This window comes from Micromonospora sp. M51, assembly GCF_018070305.1.
Classification (GTDB): Bacteria; Actinomycetota; Actinomycetes; order Mycobacteriales; family Micromonosporaceae; genus Micromonospora; species Micromonospora parva.
Genome location: NZ_JAGPXZ010000037.1, coordinates 1 through 16,929, shown reverse-complemented (window position 1 = coordinate 16,929; position 16,929 = coordinate 1). Strand labels below are relative to the sequence as shown.

At 70.3% G+C, this 16,929-nt stretch carries 19 protein-coding genes; 16 read left to right on the top strand and 3 right to left on the bottom strand.

What is annotated here, in order from left to right:
- From KBX53_RS04050 to KBX53_RS04040, 3 genes are all read left to right on the top strand, one after another.
- Positions 1-838 (top strand): ComEC/Rec2 family competence protein (locus tag KBX53_RS04050; protein ID WP_210857843.1); only part of this gene is annotated, 838 nt, incomplete at its 5' end.
- 135 nt (positions 839-973) lie between these two features.
- The gene (holA, locus tag KBX53_RS04045) at positions 974-1,954 is read left to right on the top strand and encodes a DNA polymerase III subunit delta (protein WP_030336512.1); all 981 of its coding nucleotides are present in this window, start codon (positions 974-976) and stop codon (positions 1,952-1,954) included.
- 29 nt (positions 1,955-1,983) lie between these two features.
- Positions 1,984-2,373, top strand: a complete 390-nt coding sequence (locus tag KBX53_RS04040; protein ID WP_030336509.1) for a hypothetical protein — start codon at positions 1,984-1,986, stop codon at positions 2,371-2,373.
- Positions 2,374-2,543: 170 nt separating this feature from the next.
- Here KBX53_RS04040 and rpsT read toward each other — a convergent pair whose 3' ends face one another.
- Together rpsT and KBX53_RS04030 are read right to left on the bottom strand one after the other, a co-directional pair.
- A complete protein-coding gene (gene rpsT, locus KBX53_RS04035) occupies positions 2,544-2,810 on the bottom strand; it encodes a 30S ribosomal protein S20 (RefSeq protein WP_030336508.1) in 267 nt (88 codons plus the stop codon).
- Between the two features lie 265 nt (positions 2,811-3,075).
- The gene (locus KBX53_RS04030) at positions 3,076-4,062 is read right to left on the bottom strand and encodes a phosphotransferase (RefSeq protein ID WP_307857912.1); all 987 of its coding nucleotides are present in this window, start codon (positions 4,060-4,062) and stop codon (positions 3,076-3,078) included.
- A gap of 61 nt (positions 4,063-4,123) precedes the next feature.
- On the opposite strand from KBX53_RS04030, the gene KBX53_RS04025 reads away from it, so the two are divergent.
- From KBX53_RS04025 to KBX53_RS03965, 13 genes are all read left to right on the top strand, one after another.
- Entirely contained in the window at positions 4,124-4,660 is a 537-nt protein-coding gene (locus KBX53_RS04025; protein ID WP_030336505.1) for a DUF4240 domain-containing protein, read from the top strand.
- Between the two features lie 116 nt (positions 4,661-4,776).
- Positions 4,777-6,654: a translation elongation factor 4 gene (lepA, locus tag KBX53_RS04020; protein ID WP_030336504.1), complete on the top strand. Its 1,878-nt coding sequence runs from the start codon at positions 4,777-4,779 to the stop codon at positions 6,652-6,654.
- Positions 6,655-7,107: 453 nt separating this feature from the next.
- A complete protein-coding gene (locus tag KBX53_RS04015) occupies positions 7,108-7,392 on the top strand; it encodes a GlsB/YeaQ/YmgE family stress response membrane protein (protein WP_030336503.1) in 285 nt (94 codons plus the stop codon).
- Between the two features lie 592 nt (positions 7,393-7,984).
- Complete coding sequence (locus KBX53_RS04010; RefSeq protein WP_210857841.1) at positions 7,985-8,269, top strand: GlsB/YeaQ/YmgE family stress response membrane protein; 285 nt, start codon at positions 7,985-7,987, stop codon at positions 8,267-8,269.
- A gap of 250 nt (positions 8,270-8,519) precedes the next feature.
- A complete protein-coding gene (locus KBX53_RS04005; protein ID WP_030336500.1) occupies positions 8,520-9,806 on the top strand; it encodes a sugar ABC transporter substrate-binding protein in 1,287 nt (428 codons plus the stop codon).
- Positions 9,803-10,789: a carbohydrate ABC transporter permease gene (locus KBX53_RS04000; protein WP_210857840.1), complete on the top strand. Its 987-nt coding sequence runs from the start codon at positions 9,803-9,805 to the stop codon at positions 10,787-10,789. Before KBX53_RS04005 ends, KBX53_RS04000 begins: the two co-directional genes overlap by 4 nt.
- Positions 10,786-11,616: a carbohydrate ABC transporter permease gene (locus tag KBX53_RS03995; RefSeq protein WP_030336496.1), complete on the top strand. Its 831-nt coding sequence runs from the start codon at positions 10,786-10,788 to the stop codon at positions 11,614-11,616. The genes KBX53_RS04000 and KBX53_RS03995 overlap by 4 nt, the downstream gene beginning before the upstream one ends.
- A gap of 72 nt (positions 11,617-11,688) precedes the next feature.
- Positions 11,689-12,330, top strand: coding sequence for an MOSC domain-containing protein (locus tag KBX53_RS03990; RefSeq protein ID WP_210857839.1), 642 nt, complete (start codon positions 11,689-11,691; stop codon positions 12,328-12,330).
- Positions 12,331-12,410: 80 nt separating this feature from the next.
- Complete coding sequence (locus KBX53_RS03985) at positions 12,411-13,007, top strand: helix-turn-helix domain-containing protein (RefSeq protein WP_210857844.1); 597 nt, start codon at positions 12,411-12,413, stop codon at positions 13,005-13,007.
- Complete coding sequence (locus KBX53_RS03980; RefSeq protein ID WP_210857838.1) at positions 13,007-13,378, top strand: hypothetical protein; 372 nt, start codon at positions 13,007-13,009, stop codon at positions 13,376-13,378. The genes KBX53_RS03985 and KBX53_RS03980 overlap by 1 nt, the downstream gene beginning before the upstream one ends.
- Positions 13,375-14,295 carry an ABC transporter ATP-binding protein gene (locus KBX53_RS03975; RefSeq protein ID WP_030336489.1) on the top strand — a complete coding sequence of 307 codons (921 nt, stop codon included), beginning with the start codon at positions 13,375-13,377 and terminating at the stop codon, positions 14,293-14,295. Before KBX53_RS03980 ends, KBX53_RS03975 begins: the two co-directional genes overlap by 4 nt.
- Entirely contained in the window at positions 14,295-15,092 is a 798-nt protein-coding gene (locus KBX53_RS03970; RefSeq protein ID WP_030336487.1) for an ABC transporter permease, read from the top strand. Before KBX53_RS03975 ends, KBX53_RS03970 begins: the two co-directional genes overlap by 1 nt.
- Positions 15,093-15,229: 137 nt before the next feature.
- Positions 15,230-16,426 carry a low temperature requirement protein A gene (locus tag KBX53_RS03965; RefSeq protein ID WP_210857837.1) on the top strand — a complete coding sequence of 399 codons (1,197 nt, stop codon included), beginning with the start codon at positions 15,230-15,232 and terminating at the stop codon, positions 16,424-16,426.
- 28 nt (positions 16,427-16,454) lie between these two features.
- Here KBX53_RS03965 and KBX53_RS03960 read toward each other — a convergent pair.
- Positions 16,455-16,929: low temperature requirement protein A (locus KBX53_RS03960; RefSeq protein WP_210857836.1), on the bottom strand; the 475-nt coding region annotated here is incomplete at its 5' end.

Sequence of the window (16,929 nt, the reverse complement as noted above, 5' to 3'; positions counted from 1 at the left end):
CGCGGTGCTGGGTGCCCTGCCGGTGCGGCTGGTGGCCGCCGGCTGGCCGCCCGCCGGTTGGGTGGTGGTGGCCTGTGCGGTCGGGCAGGGCGACGCCGTGGTGCTTCCGGTCGGCAGCGGCCGGGCCGTGGTGGTGGACGCCGGGCCGGAACCAGGTGCGGTGGACGGTTGCCTGCGCCGGCTCGGAGTACGGGAGGTGCCGCTGCTGGTGATCAGCCACTTTCACGTGGACCACGTGGGCGGGGTGGCCGGGGTGTTCCGAGGGCGGCGGGTGGGTGCCGTGCTGACGCCGTCATCGACGGACCCGGAGAGCGGCCGGGACCTGGTCCGGGCGGCGGCCACCGGCGGGCGGGCCGCGCTGCTGACCACCGTGGCCGGCGCTCGCCATCCCGTGGGCGGGGTCGACCTGTTGGTGCTCGGCCCGCCGTACCCGCTGGCGGGGACCAGATCCGACCCGAACAACAACTCACTGGTGCTGCGCGCCACGGTGGCCGGGGTGCGGATCCTGCTGGCCGGCGACGCGGAGACCGAGGAGCAGCACGCGATGGTGACCCGGGCGGCGCCCGGCCAGTTGAGGGCGGACGTGTTGAAGGTCGCGCACCACGGTTCGGCGTATCAGGACCCGGGCTTCCTCGACGCGGTGCGGCCGGCGGTGGCGCTCGTGCCGGTGGGCACCGGCAACACCTACGGGCACCCGAGCCCGGGGCTGCTCGCCCGCCTCAACAGCGGCGGCGTCCGGGTGCTGCGCACCGACACGGACGGCGATGTGGCGGCGGTCCGAACGGGCAACGGTCTCGCGGTGGCCCGGCGAGGTCTGCCCGCAGGCCGGCAGCCCTGAGCCGCACTCCGATTCGATGAACGATTTGCGCATTAAGGGGGGAATCGAGTTAGATGTCTTGATTTGCACTGTGTGCGGGCTGCGCCGACCAAGCAGCGAATGAGCAGGCACGATCCCGCCGCAGGCCGTGCGAATATGGGCGACGTGACCCCCGCCAGCCTCGCCCCCATTCTGCTCGTCCTCGGTGACGAGGAACTGCTCGCCACGCGCGCGGTCACCGAAGCTGTCGCGAAGGTTCGCGGCGTCGACCCCGAGGTGGACGTCCGCGAGTACCAGGCCAGTGCGCTCACCGTCGGTGAGATCGCCGAGATGCTCAGCCCCTCACTGTTCGGCGGACGGCGGCTGCTGATCCTGCGCTCCGGCCAGGATGCCCGCAAGGACCTGGTCGCCGCGCTGTTGGCGTACGCGAAGAATCCCGACCCGGACGTCCAACTGCTGGTGCTGCACCTGGGCGGCGCGAAGGGCAAGGCGTTCGCCGACGGCCTGCGGGCTGCCGGCGCAACGGTGGTCCCGGCCGGCAAGCTCAAGGGGCACCGCGAGCGGGTGGCCTTCGTCCGTGACGAGATCCGCCGGGCCGGGGGGAAGTGCACCGACGACGCCGCCGAGGCGCTCATCGCCGCCGTCGGCAACGACCTGCGCGAGCTGGCCGCCGCCTGCTCCCAACTGATCGCCGACACCGATGGGCGGATCAGCGCCGAGACGGTGTCCCGTTACTACCGGGGTCGGGTCGAGGTGACCGGCTTCACCGTGGCGGACGCCACAATGGTCGGCGACGTGCCGGCCGCGCTCGAGGCACTGCGGTGGGCCCTGCACGTCGGGGTCGACCCGGTGCCCATCGCCGACGCGCTGGCCGACGGGGTGCGGACGGTGGCCCGGGTGGCGTCGGCCGGGCGGGGCAGCCCGTACCAGCTCGCCAGCAGCCTCGGCATGCCCGCCTGGAAGATCGAGCGGGCGCAGCGACAGGGGCGGGGCTGGACGCCGGAGGGACTGGTCCGGGCCATGCAGGTCGCCGCCGAGTGCAACGCGGCCGTCAAGGGCGGGTCCGACGACCGGGCGTACGCCCTGGAACGTGCGGTCTTCTCGGTTGCGGCGGCCCGGCAGGGCAGCACCAGGTGACGGGGGCGAACCGCCCAGTGTGGGCCACCATGTCCGTGGACGAGGAGCGGTACCGGCCGCTCTACGCCCGGCTCCTCGGCCTGCGGTTCGTCAACCCCGGTGGCGTGCTGTGCTTCCTCTTCTTCGAGGGTGCCATCGCCCTGGCGGTCCTGCTCGCCCTCGCCGAGTTGGTCAGCTGGTGGGCGGTGCTGGTGCTGCCGGTCGTGGTGGCGGCCATGGTCAAGCTCAACGACATGGTGGCCGCGGTCGTGGTCCGCTCCGCCGCGCTCGTACCCGAGCAGGAACGGGACCGGTTTCGCCGGCAGATGGAACCGGTGGTCGGCCGAGCCCGGGTGGAGTGGATCTCGCACAGCGTTCCCGGCGTGGTGATCACCGCCGACCCGCCGCCACCGCAGCGGCGGGCCAACCCGTCAGACTGAGCACCGACCCCGGCAGGGGCCCGCACCGAACGGCCGGCCCGGAGAAGCCCGGCCGGCCGCTGGGCCGGCGCTGTTCGAGGAGGCACGTCGGCCGACCGACGACTACCAGGACACACGGAAGCCCCGGGCCTGGGCCCGGGGCTTTCCGAATCAGTCTGACGGTGAAGTCGTCAGGCGGAGAGCGCCACCACGCGCTTTGCGATCGCGGACTTGCGGTTCGCGGCCTGGTTGGAGTGGATCACGCCCTTGCTGACGGCCTTGTCCAGCTTGCGAGAGGCGTCCAGCATGAGCGCGGTCGCCTTCTCGACGTCACCGGCCTCGGCAGCCTCGTGGAACTTCCGGACGGCGGTCTTCAGCGACGACTTGACCGACTTGTTGCGCAGCCGGGCCTTCTCGTTCTGCCGGTTGCGCTTGATCTGGGACTTGATGTTCGCCACGCGACAGCCTCGTCTTGATAGCTCGGGTTGGTCAGCTTATTGCGCATGATGACGAACATGCGTCACCGCTGCGCGAAGAGCCAGGTTACCAGGTCGCCCGGGACGAGCCAAAACGGCTCGGCCGAAACCGCCTCCGCCCGGTTCGCGGGCTCATCCGGACGCTCGACGCTTGATCCACTCGCCTTCCTGCAAACCGGGCCATCCGACCACGGCTGACAGCCCGACTTCAAGAAACCCGAGTCGATCACGATCCGCCGGCCCGCCGTCACTGCCAGCCCTGGCGGTCGGCCAGCCAGCTGAGCGACTGCTCGCCGCTCCATCGCTGGTGTGCGCGCCGGTGCGGCGAGGCCGTGGGCGGTGCGGCCGCCGCGCCGGTGAGGTAGTAGCCGGCGAGCGCGGCGAGCGCGGCGTCCAACGCGTCGGCGGGCGCGCCCGCGCACGCCGGGTGCGTGGCGAAGAGCCGGTCCGCGTCCAGCCCACTGGCGTACGCGGTGAGCAGCAGGCCGGCCAGGTCGAACCAGGCGGGCCCGGAGCAGACCCAGGTCCAGTCGCAGAACCAGGCTCGGCCGTCCGACCCGATCAACACGTTGTCGAGCCGTAGGTCGCCGTGGATCAGACCGGTCGCCCCGGCGGCGTACCGGGGGAGGAGCGACTCCAACTCCACCAGCTCGGGCAGCCGGGCCAGCAGCGGCGCGGGCAGGGGTGGGGTCGGCTCGCGACCGGCGGCGACCTCCTCCCACCAGAGGATGTCCGACCGGGCCAGGTCGGCCAGGCGCGGCAGGCCGAGCGCGGTCAGCTCGGCCGGCGGGTCGGCCAGGGCGGCGGCGATCTGCGCGTACCCGGCGAGGGTGGCGTCCAGCTCGGCGGGCACCCAGGGCAGGCTCGGGGTGTGTCCGTCGACGGCGTCGGTGCACAGCACGAACCAGCCGGCCGCGGAGAGGGTCCACCGGGGGCGGGGCGCCGGCAGGTCCACCGGCAGCCGGTCGAGGATCGCTGCCTCTCGGGCGTACCAGTCGACCAGATGCGGTTGCTCGGCGGCGGGTGCGGCCTTGACGAAGGCCCGAGCACCGTCGGCGGTGTCGAGCACGGCGGCGAAACCCCTGGTGAAGCCCGCGCCCGCGACCCGGGCGGTGACCACCGGCGCGCCGAGCCGGTCCGCGACCGCGGCCCGCAGCGCCGCCGGCAACGCCGGCCACGACGGGCGCTGGGCGCTCGCGTGGTACGGCACCGGCGGCAGTTGGGGCGAGGACACCCCACCATGCTGCCCTGGGGTACGTGCACGACGCGCGGCGGCACTGCCAGACTGCCAAGCCATGAGGACCGAGGACTTCTGGCAGCTGATCGACGAGGCGCGGGCGGGCGGCGGTGGTGAGCCCGGCCCGGTCGCCGCGCGGGCCGTCGCGCTGCTCGCCGAGCGCGACCCGGAGGACATCATCGGGTACGCGCGGCATCAGACGCGGGTGCTCGCCGCCTCGCACAAGGCGGATCTGTGGGGCGCGGCGTACCTGATCAACGGTGGTGCCTCGGCCGACGGCTTCGAACACTTCCGGGGCTGGCTGATGACGCAGGGGCGTGCCGTCTTCGCCCGCGCTGTCGCCGAACCGGACTCGCTGGCCGAACTGCCCCAGGTGCGGGCGGCCTCGCTCACCGGCGAGGAGTTCTCCGCCGAGCAGATGCTCTCGGTGCCCTGGGACGCGTACCGCAAGGCCACCGCTACCGACCTGCCGGCGGACCGTGACCCGGTGCGGACGCCCGACCTCAACGACTTCTGGGACTTCGACGACGAGGACGAGGCGCGCCGGCGGCTGCCCCGGCTGGCCGCGCTCTTCGTCGAGCCGCCGATGGAGTGAGGGGTTCTCGGGCCGATCCATCGCCCGCGCAGTGGGGGCACCCCGGCGGCGTGGGAACATAGAGGGGGTCGGCGGCGCGCCGGCCTGTTCACGTCAGCCGACCAGAACGGACCGCTGTGCCACCGAAGCTCGATCCCGGCGCGAACGCCCCTGGTGCCACCGACCCCGGTCGCATCCGGAACTTCGGCATCATCGCCCACATCGACCACGGGAAGTCGACCCTGGCCGACCGGATGTTGCAGCTCACCGGCGTGGTCGACCCCCGGCAGATGCGCGCGCAGTACCTGGACCGGATGGACATCGAGCGCGAGCGCGGCATCACCATCAAGAGTCAGGCCGTCCGCATGCCGTGGACGATCCGCGAGGGTGAGCGGGCCGGCGAGCACGCCGTGCTCAACATGATCGACACCCCGGGGCACGTGGACTTCACCTACGAGGTGTCCCGGTCGCTGGCCGCCTGCGAGGGCGCTGTGCTGCTGGTCGACGCCGCCCAGGGCATCGAGGCGCAAACCCTGGCCAACCTCTACCTGGCCCTTGAGAACGACCTGCGCATCATCCCGGTGCTCAACAAGATCGACCTGCCGGCCGCGCAGCCGGAGAAGTACGCCGAGGAGCTGGCCCACCTCATCGGCGGCGACCCCGCCGACTGCATCCGGGTCTCCGGCAAGACCGGCGAGGGCGTCCCGCACCTGCTCGACGAGATCGTCCGGCAGTTCATCCCACCGGTCGGCGACGCCGAGGCGCCCGCCCGGGCGATGATCTTCGATTCGGTGTACGACGTCTACCGCGGCGTCGTCACCTACGTCCGCGTCATCGACGGTCGGATCAGCGCCCGCGAGCGGATCAAGATGATGTCCACCGGTGCGGTGCACGAGCTGCTGGAGATCGGCGTCATCTCACCCGAGATGGTCAAGGCCGAGGCGCTCGGCGTCGGCGAGGTCGGCTACCTGATCACCGGCGTGAAGGACGTCCGGCAGTCCCGGGTCGGTGACACTGTCACCATCAACAGCCGGCCGGCGGCCGAGGCGTTGGGTGGCTACAAGGACCCGAAGCCGATGGTCTACTCCGGCCTCTACCCGATCGACGGGTCCGACTACCCGAACCTGCGCGAGGCGTTGGACAAGCTCAAGCTCAACGACGCCGCGCTGGACTACGAGCCGGAGACCTCCGGGGCGCTCGGCTTCGGCTTCCGCTGCGGCTTCCTCGGCCTGCTCCACCTGGAGATCATCCGGGAGCGGCTGGAGCGCGAATACAACCTCGACCTGATCTCCACCGCCCCGAACGTCGTCTACCGGGCGATCACGGACGACGGCGAGGAGATCGTGGTGACCAACCCGAGCGAGTACCCCACCGGCAAGATCGCCGAGGTGTACGAGCCGGTGGTCCGGGCCACCGTGCTGACCCCGAACGACTACGTGGGCGCGGTGATGGAGCTGTGCCAGGGCCGGCGCGGCACCCTGCTCGGCATGGACTACCTCTCCGCGGACCGGGTGGAGCTGCGCTACACGCTGCCCCTCGCGGAGATCATCTACGACTTCTTCGACCAGCTGAAGAGCCGCACCAAGGGCTACGCGTCGCTGGACTACGAGCCCTCCGGCGAGCAGGCGTCCGACCTGGTGAAGGTGGACATCCTGCTGCACGGCGAGCCGGTGGACGCGTTCAGCGCCATCGTGCACAAGGACAAGGCGTACAACTACGGGGTCACCATCGCCGCGAAGCTGCGCACGTTGATCCCGCGCCAGCAGTTCGAGGTGCCGATCCAGGCGGCCATCGGCAGCCGGGTCATCGCCCGCGAGACCATCCGGGCGATCCGCAAGGATGTGCTCGCCAAGTGCTACGGCGGTGACATCAGCCGCAAGCGCAAGCTGCTGGAGAAGCAGAAGGAAGGCAAGAAGCGAATGAAGATGGTCGGCCGGGTCGAGGTGCCGCAGGAGGCCTTCATCGCCGCCCTCTCCTCCGACTCCGGCGACGGCAAGGCCGCCGGCAAGAAGTAGTTCACGACGCTGTACGCGCCCGGGTGTCACACGCCCGGGCGCGTCGCGTTTCAGGGCGTCCCGGTCGCCCCGCGTGGTGTGGGCGTCGGCGTCGGCACCGTCTCCACTGGCGCGGGCCGCGGGGCGGGGCGCGGAGTGCGGGGTGCTTCGTGCTGGGAGCGTCGGCGCTGTGGCGCGGGATGTTGGGGTGCTGGGGCTCGACGCTGTGGTGCGGCGGTGCGACCGTCGGTGCGGCAATTTTTTCCGTCGCTGTCGTCGGGTCGGTGGGTCGACGAAACCGCCTCCTACCTGTGTGGACGCAACCACGGGCCAATCGACGCGCCGCTGGAGCATCGACGGACGACGCTCTTCTTCGGGGTGAGTCGGTTTGGGTTTTCGGGGGGCCGGGCACTTAGCCGTCACGACAGGAAGCACACAGCTCGTGTGTCAGACATTCTTAGAAGGAGGGCGACCGTGGAGTTCACCGTGTGGGGCATCATCACTGCGATCGTTGTTGGTCTCATCGTCGGCGCGCTCGGCCGTCTGGTCGTTCCGGGCCGGCAGAACATGCCGATCTGGCTGCACATGCTGATCGGTATCGGTGCGGCACTGCTGGGCACCGTTCTGGCGCGGGCCATCGGCATCGCGACCGAGACGAGCGGTGTCGACTGGGGCGAGCTGCTGGTGCAGGTCGTGGTCGCGGCGATCGCTGTCGCGCTGGTGGCCGGTGTGGGTGGCCGCCGCCGCGTGACCCGGTAACACCACGGCACCAACCCTTACCAGCGACACCATCGATGGGCGCCCGGCCGACAGGTCGGGCGCCCATCGACGTTCCGCCCGCCACGGGTGGGCGTCGCCGTCTTCGTACCGTCGCGACGGCCTCCGCCCGACGTTTCGGCAGGCGGCCCGATGTCTGTCTGTGCGGCCGAAGGTCCGCGGCGTGCAGCTCGCGGTCTACGCGGCGCAGCCTCCCGAGTCTGCTGGCGACTTGCCAGGCGTGCGGCGAGCCGGACCGCGGTCATCGTTTCGGTTCCCGGGGGAGCCGGGGGTTCCGGGTCGCCGCACTGGCACGCCGCAGCCCCGTATCGAGAGATCTTGGACAGTTTCCGTTCAGACTGAACGGAAACTGTCCAAGATCTCTGCCAGCTCCGTCGAACGACGACACCGCCGAATGCGGCGACCCCTTGTTGAACGCGGCCAGTGGTCGCGGGCGGTGGAACGTGCTCCTGTCGGCCAGATCGTGATCGTTTGGTGAGTGAAGTCGGTTTGGAATTTGGGTGGGTCGGGCAATTAACGGTCACGACAGGAAGCACACGCACCGTGTGTCAGACATTCTTGAAGGAGGGTGGCCGTGGAGCTCACCGTGTGGGGCATCATCACTGCGATCGTTGTTGGTCTCATCGTCGGCGCGCTCGGCCGTCTGGTCGTTCCGGGCCGGCAGAACATGCCGATCTGGCTGCACCTGCTGATCGGTGTCGGTGCGGCGCTGCTGGGCACTGTCCTGGCGCGGGCCATCGGCATCGCGACCGAGACCAGCGGTGTCGACTGGGGCGAGCTGCTGGTGCAGGTCGTGGTGGCCGCGATCGCTGTCGCGCTGGTGGCCGGCGTGGGTCGCCGCCGCAGCATCACCCGATAACGACCCGGCATCATCTGGTAACACCCCCACCACCGGTGGGACAGCACGACACGAAAGAGCGCCCGGCCACGCCGGGCGCTCTTTCGTGTTGAAGCGCCCAACTTTGGCCCGACGTCGGAGTGCCCGCCGGTGGGGCGCTGCGGTACGTTCGCCACGCTTCGGCCAGCGCCACCCACTGTCGTAAAGGAATTCTCCGTACTAGGGTGCGGCGGAGAAGGTTAGTTCCAGGCGGCGCGAGGGGAGAAGTGGCGTGAACAGGTGGAAGCGGTTGGCCCCGGTCACCGCCATGGTGGCCTCGGCCGCGATGGTGCTGACCGGCTGTGGGGGCTCCGGCGACGACGCGGCCGACGACAGCAAGCTCACGGTCTGGATGATGGGCGAGGGCGGGGACGCGCAGAATTCCTTCCTCGACGGGGTCGAGGCCGAGTTCCGTCAGAAGCATCCCGACACCGATGTGGTCGTGCAGTACATCCCCTGGCTGGAGGCGCCCAAGAAGTTCCAGGCCGCGCTCGCCGGCGGTGAGGGACCGGACATCACCGAGCTGGGCAACACCGAGACCCAGGGGTGGGCCGCCCAGGAGGCGCTCGCCGACGTGAGCAGCCGGATGGGTGGCTGGGCGGACGGCAAGGACCTGCTGCCCGACCTGGTGCGTAACGCGCAGCTCGACGGCAAGCAGTACGGCGTGCCCTGGTACGCGGGTGTGCGGGCCATCTACTACCGCACCGACTGGTTCGCCGAGGCTGGCGTGCAGCCCCCGAAGACCTGGGACGACCTGGTCAGCGTGGCCAAGGCCGTGCAGGCGAAGAAGAAGGGCACCTACGGCATCGCCCTGCCGGGCAACTCCGAGCTGCCCTTCTACTCCTTCCTCTGGGGAGCCGGCGGTGAGATCGCCAGCAACCAGGGCGGCACCTGGAAGTCCGGCTACACCACGCCGGAGGCGCAGCGGGCGGTCAAGTTCTGGACCGACCTGGTGACCGTCCACAAGGTGGCCCCGCCGGCCGCCGCGGGCTGGAACGAGATCGACGCGCGTACCCAGTTCGCCACCGGCAAGGCCGCGATGGCCTTCGCCGGCAGCTGGCAGCAGGGTGCCATCAAGAAGGACAACCCCGAGATCGAGAAGGTCTGGGGTACGTTCCCGATCCCCGGCCCGGACGGCAAGGCGGCGCCCGGTTTCGCGGGCGGCTCGGACGTGGCGATCTGGAAGGACAGCGAGCGGCAGGACCTGGCCTGGGACTACCTGACCGTGCTGCTGAACAAGAAGAACGCGCAGAGCTTCGCGAGCAGCCTCGGCTTCTTCCCGGTCTACCAGGATCTGGTGTCCGGTGACGCGTACGCGAACGACAAGGTGATGGCGGCGTTCGCCACCACGATGCAGAACACCAAGCTCACGCCGCTCACCCCGAAGTGGGTGGAGGTCAGCCGGACGAAGACGGTGACCCAGGCGATGAACAGCTCGGTGATGAAGGGTCAGAAGACGGTCGAGAAGGCCACCGCCGACGCGGCCACCGAGATGGAAAGCATCCTCAACGCCAAGTGAGCACGCTGACCGAGGTGCCGGAGACGGCCGCCGCGCGGGACACCCCCGCGCGGCGCCGTCGCCGGGTGGACCGCCTGCCCTACCTGCTGCTCCTGCCCGCCCTGCTGATCATCGGGGTGCTGCTGCTCTGGCCGCTCGGCCAGGTGGTGGTGATGTCCTTCTACCGGCTGAACAGCGTCCGGCAACTACGCGGCGATCGGGAGTGGCCGTGGGTGGGGCTCGGCAACTACACCGACATTCTCTCCGATCCGTTCTTCCTGACCGTGCTGCGCAACACGGTGCTGTTCGCCGCGGCCAACGTGCTGCTCACGATGGTGCTCGGCACCCTGGTGGGGTTGCTGCTCAACCGGCTCGGTCGCAAGATGGCGACGTTCGTGGCGAGCTGCGTGATGCTCGCCTGGGCCACGCCGGCGCTGACCGGCACCATCGTCTGGAAGTGGATCTTCGACGATACGAGCGGCCTGGTCACCTGGTTGTTCAACGCGCTGCCGGACGGGCTCTCGAACGGCCTGTTCGGGCGCAGCGACTGGACCGGCTACGGCTGGTTCAACTCGCCACTGCTCTTCTTCGCCATCCTCACGCTGGTGGTGGTCTGGCACTCGTTCCCGTTCATCGCGGTGAGCGTGCTCGCCGGGCTGAAGAGCGTGCCGAGTGAGCTGCACGAGGCGGCCCGGGTGGACGGCGCCAGCCCGTGGCGGGTCTTCTGGAAGATCACCTTTCCGTTGCTGCGCCCGGTCTTCGGAATCCTGATCGTGCTCTCCACGATCTGGGACTTCAAGGTCTTCACCCAGCAGTTCGTGCTGGCCGGCGGCACCCAGGACCGGCCGACGTTCATGCTCGCCATCTACTCGTACGCCGAAGCATTCTCTCCGCCGCCGAAGTACGGGCTCGGCGCGGCCATTGCGGTCATCCTCACGCTGATCCTGTTGGTGGTCACCGGCTTCTACGTACGCATGGTGCTCAGGCAGGAGGACGAGTCGTGAAGAAGGTCGCCCTCAACGGCGCCGGGCTGCTGGTCGCGCTCTTCGCGGCGTTCCCGGTCTACTGGATGATCTCCACCTCGCTGAAGCCGAGCAGAGAGATCTTCTCGGCCACCCCGCAGCCGGTGCCGACCCACCCGACGCTTGAGCACTACCGGGAGATCCTGACCGGCAACCTGATCCCCGGTGTCAGCTTCCTCGACTTCTTCCTCAACAGCGCACTCGTCGCCGTCTCGACGGTGGTGCTCAGCGGTCTGGTGGCGTTGCTCGCCGCGACAGCTGTGGCCCGGTTCCGCTTCAAGCTGCGGACCAGCTTTCTGATCATGCTGCTGGTGGTGCAGATGATCCCGCTGGAGGCGTTGGTCATCCCGCTGTTCCTGATGATCCAGCGGCTGGGGCTCTACAACACCCTGCCCAGCCTGATCCTCACGTACCTGGGTTTCTCGCTGCCGTTCGCGGTCTGGATGCTGCGCGGCTTCGTCGCGGCGGTGCCGAAGGAGCTGGAGGAGGCGGCGGCGATCGACGGGGCCAGCCGGGCCCAGACCTTCCGCCGGGTGCTCTTCCCGCTGGTCGCGCCCGGCCTGGTGGCCACCAGCATCTTCTCCTTCATCACCGCGTGGAACGAGCTGATCTTCGCGTTGACGTTCATCAACGACCAGGGCAGCTACACGCTGCCGGTGGCGATGACCTTCTTCTTCGGTCGCGACGACACCAACTGGGGTCCGGTGATGGCCGCGTCCACCCTGTTCACCCTGCCGGTCATCATCTTCTTCCTGCTGGTGCAGCGTCGGATGGTCTCCGGTCTGGTGGCCGGCGCCGTCAAGGGCTGAGGGTCGCCCCGGGTACCGGTAGACGATCTTGAGGGCGGGTCAACCCTGCCGGCCCCCGCTAGGCTGACCGTCATGACGGGCAGGGTGGCAGCGGTGAACCTCGGCGTGGTGACCGAGGCGGAGTGGGCCGGCGACGCGAGCGGGCGCAGCGGCATCGACAAGCGGTCGGTGGACTCGCCTGTGCTGTTCCGCGTCGACGGGGTGGTTGGCGACTTCATCGGCGAGCGGGCCCACCACGGGGGCGAGGACCAGGCGGTCTACGCCTACGCGGAAGAGGACGCCGCCTGGTGGGCCACCGAACTGGGGCGCGGTATCGGGCCCGGCGGCTTCGGCGAGAACCTCACCACGTACGCGGTGGACCTGACCGGCGCGGTGATCGGTGAGCAGTGGCAGGTCGGATCGGCAGTGCTCCAGGTGACCAAGCCGCGAACGCCGTGCGCCACCTTCGCCGGCTTCTGGGGCGTACCGGATCTGATCAAGCGGTTCACCGTCCGGGCGCTGCCCGGTGCCTACCTGCGGGTGCTTCGCGAGGGGGAGGTGGGGCCGGGTGACCCGGTCGACGTGGTGGACCGGCCCGCGCACGGGGTGACCATCGGTGAGGTGTTCCGGGCCACCACCCTGGAGCCGGAGCTGCTGCCCCGCCTGCTGGAGGCACCCGACCTGCCGGAGTCGATCCGGGACAAGGTCCGCCGGCGTCTCGCCACCCGTAGCTGACATCGAGGGCCGAAGGGCCACCCGGGTGGAACGCCACGCTTTGTTATCACTATCAATAGTGATAACGTTCGGGCGTGGAGATGTCGAGAGAACGCTGGGCGGACCTGGCGCTGCACCCGGTGCGGATCCGGATCCTGCGTGCGGTCGCGGGCACCCGCCTGACCACGCAGGGCCTGCTTGAGCTGCTGCCCGATGTCCCCCAGGCCACGATGTACCGGCACCTGGCGATCCTGGTCAAGGCCGGGCTGGTCGAGGTGATCGATGAACGCAGGGTGCGCGGTGCCGTCGAGCGGGTGTACGCGTTGCCCGCGCGCGGCGCGACGCTCGACCCTGCGGCCCTCGCCACGGCTACGCGGGAGGACCACGCCCGTTACTTCACGGCGTTCATGTCGAGCCTGCTGTCGGAGTTCTCCCGCTATCTCACCCGGGAGCGGATCGACTTCACCGCCGACGGCGTGGGCTACCAGCAACTCGTGCTGCACCTCACCGACGCCGAACTGGGCGAGTTCGCCGCCGGGCTCAACGCACTGGTGGGCCCGTTGCTCGGCAACCAACCCGGCGGCGGGCGGATACCGCGACTGTTGGCGACCGTCCTGCTGCCCACCGATCTGCCGACGGCCGACAGGCGCGCACCCGCGTCGACTGACGACTCCGACACGACGAGAGGGGAAGACTGATGGCATCGGTCATGGTGACCAACGATGTGATCGACATTCGATTCACCGGATGGGAGCGGGTCTGGGTCGGGCGGGAGCGGTTCGCACCGCCCCTCACCGCGGTGCGGCACGTCGCCCTGGTGGACAGCCCGCTCCGCCTGGCCCGTGGCGCACGCCGCGGATACGTGGTGTCCGGCTTCGCCAAGATCGGAGTGTGGGGCCTGTACGGCGGTCCTCGGCAGCTCGTGGCGGCCCGCCGGGCGGAACCAGGGCTGCACCTCGTTCTGGACCGGGCGGCGGTCGACGGCGAGTTCGACGAGGTGGTGCTCTCCAGCCCCGCCGCGCCGGGCCTCGTGGAGGCGATCACCCGTGCCATGGCGGCCCGCGCGTGACCGGCGACCACCTCGCGATCGAGGTGTCGCGCCTGACGAAGCGCTTCGGTGACGTCACCGCCGTGCGTGATCTGAGCTTCACCGTGCGACCCGGCGTGATCACCGGGTTCCTCGGCCCGAACGGCGCCGGCAAGACCACCACGATGCGCATGATGACCGGGCTGGTGTCGCCGACCGGTGGCACCGCCACGATCGGCGGGCGGACGTACGGCCAACTGGCCCGGCCGTCGCGCACGGTCGGCGCCGTGTTCGACGCCAACGCGTTCCACAGTGGACACACCGCCCGTGACCACCTGCGCGTCTACGCCGCGATGGGCGGATACCCGGACAGCCGCGTCACCGACCTGCTCGACATGCTCGGCCTCGCCGAGGCCGCACACCGGCGCACCCGAGGATTCTCCACGGGCATGCGGCAGCGGCTCAACCTCGCCACAGCGTTGCTCGGCGACCCCCGCGTCCTGCTGCTGGACGAGCCCGGCAACGGCCTGGACCCGGAGGGCGTGTCATGGCTACGCGGCTTCCTGCGCCAGTTCGCCGACGAGGGCCGTACCGTCCTGATCTCCAGCCACGCGCTCGGCGAGATCCAGCAGCTCGTGGATGACGTCGTGGTGATCCGGCGTGGCGAACTCGTCGCCGCCGGGCCCTGTTCCCAGCTCGCCGGCCCGCCGGCGGTGCTGGTCACCTCACCCGACGCGGCCGCGCTCGCTGCCGTCCTGACGGCCGGCCCCGCCAACGGCGGCCCGGCACCGCACGTCGAAGCCGCCGGGCCCGACCGGCTGCGGGTACGGGGGCTGGACGCGCCGGGCCTCGCCGACCTCGCCGCCGCCCATCACGTGCGGGTGCACGAGCTGGTCGTCGAGACCACCAGCCTCGAAGAACTCTTCCTCCACCTCACCAGGGACAAGGCGGTCAGCTGATGAACCTCCTGATCAGAGCGGAGTTCCGCAGGCTGCTGGCCACCCGGATGTGGGGCGGCCTGCTGCTCGCCGCCGCTGCGCTGGGCGGCGGCATGTTCGGGGCCATGGCGCTGGCGGGGCCGGAGAACTTCGACCCGCCGATGCCCGGTCTGGACACCGAGGCCGGCCTCCGCGCGATCCTCGGCATCCTCGGCTACACCGCGTTCGTGCCGGCCGCAGCCGGGGCCCTCGCGGTCACCTCCGAGCACCGACACCACACCGCCGCGGTCACCTTCCTGTTCGCGCCGCGCCGTGGGCGGGTGCTCGCCGCCAAACTCGCCACGTACGCGGTGGTCGGTCTCGCCTATGGGCTCGTCCTCGCGGGCACCGCCGCGGTGGCGCTGTTCGCCGTCGCCGCCGCCCGCGGCGTCGCACTCGGTCTGCCAGCCACCACAGTGCTGGCGCTGCTCGGCCGTATCGCCGTCGCGATGGTGGTCTACCTGCTCCTCGGGGCCGGGGTGGGCGCCCTCGTCCACCACCAGATCGCGGCGCTGTGTGTCGTGACCGGCTATCTGTACGTGGGGGAGCCGGTGCTGATGATGATCCCGGGCGTCAACACGCTGTACCCGATCCTCCCCGGCGGAGCCACCGCCGCGCTCACCGATTTCACCTACGTCGCCGACGCCATCTCCGCGGAACTCGGCAGCGGCGCCGTCCACCTCCTCCCACCGGCGGCCGGGGCTCTCCTGCTCACCGCGTACGCGGTGGCCGCCTCGGCGATCGCCGTGTTGCTGCCCCTGCGCCGGGACGTCACCTGACCGTCCCGTGCCGCCGGGACGACACGCCAGTGTCGGGGTGACCGGCGGACGGTAAGAAACGGATGACAGGGCCGAGCCCGAGCCGTTGCCCGTATTGTCCCCTTTGGGGGCGTGCGGTGGAGGCCGGGTGGAGCGCGATGTCGATGGCAACGGACGGCGGCGCCACGGCAGCGGCACCCGCCGATCCGGACCTGGAACGTCCGGCGTTTCTGGAACTCTTCTTCGACCTCGTCTACGTCTTCGCGCTGGTCACCCTGGCGAACATGCTCGCCAACGACCTGACCTGGACGGGCCTCGCCGAGGCGTTGGTGCTGCTGCTCGCGTTCACGATGATCTGGGCGCTCACCGTGTGGACGGCGGACACCATCGACCTGACCCGTCCATCAGGGCAGGGGCATCTCATCTGGGTGGCGGCGGCCAGTCTGCTGTTGGCGGCGACCGCGGCCGACGCGTACGGCGATCGTGCGCTGCTCTTCGCGATCACCTTCGTGATCATTCCCCTCAGCACCACCGCCTACTACGCCGTTGTCGTCTCGAAGGGCTGGCCCCCGCGGCGTTCAACGATCCGGATCCAGACCAGGCAGTCCATCACCGCCGTCGGATGGATCGGCGGGGCGCTCGTGGGCGGCTCGGGCCAGCTGCCGATCTGGGAGATCGCGGTCGTCGTCGAGTCCGTCGGGGCGGTGTGCGGCTGGCCGCTGCCCCGGATCGGTCGCTCACGACCCCGGGACTGGCGGCTGGTCCACGCGCGGGTGGCCGAGCGCTACCGGCAGTTCGTCATCATCGCGCTCGGGGTGTCGATCTTCGTGACCGGGACGACCTTCAGCAGGAGCGAGTACACGCTGGAGAGCGCCTGGGCGCTGCTCGTGGTGTTCAGCACGGTGGTGCTGATGTGGCGGATCTACATCTACCGCGCCGGTGAGCTGCTGACCGACGCGATCGTCCGGTCGACCGACCCGGCGTTGTTCACCCAGTCCGCCGCGATCACCCATCTGATCATGGTGGCCGGCATCGCCGGCGCGGCGGTCACCAGCGACCTCGTGGTGAATCGACCGTTGGGTGAGACCCCGCCGTCGTGGGCCGCTGTCATCCTCGGCAGCCCCGCGTTGTACCTGCTCGGCCGGGGCCTCCTCGATTTCACCGTGTTCGGACGCATCTCGCGCTCCCGGCTGGCCGGCGTGGTGCTGCTGGGGTGCCTGGCGCCGGCCACGCCCGTGCTGCCGCCGATCCTGGTCGCCCTGCTCGCCATGATCGTGCTGGCCCTGATCGCCGTGGCGAACCTGGCCAGCACCCGACGACACACCCGTACCCCGGCGCCGCCGATGCTGGGGTGAGACTCCGCGCGGCCGGTGGGGCGACCTCTCATCGGGCCGCCGTGGTGACCTCGGCCGGTCTGCGCCGTGCAGCCAGGCCTTCCCCGGCCAGGGTGAGCAGCAGGACCAGGTTCGCCACCACCAGGACTGTCAACGGCGGCAGCCGGAACGCGCCGGGCGCGACAAGCGCGCCCAGCAACACGCCCGCCAGCAGCACGATCGCCAGCACCCGGGACCAGAGAATCCGGGCCGTCACCACGGCATCGAACAGCACGCTGCCGAGCAGGAACAGCGCCGGGCCGCCGAGGATGGCAACCATCACATCCACCGGGGTGTGACCGGACGGCCGAGCGATGACCATCGAGGTGCCGGTCGAGACCAACACCACCCCGGCCACCATCACCAGGTGCGTGTACGAGGTGGAGGTGCCGGAGCGGACCCTCTCCACGGTCGTGACGCTCGGTGGGGCCAGGATCCGCTGGACGCGCTGGAAGTAGAGCTGGAACAGCAGGACCGCGCTGACG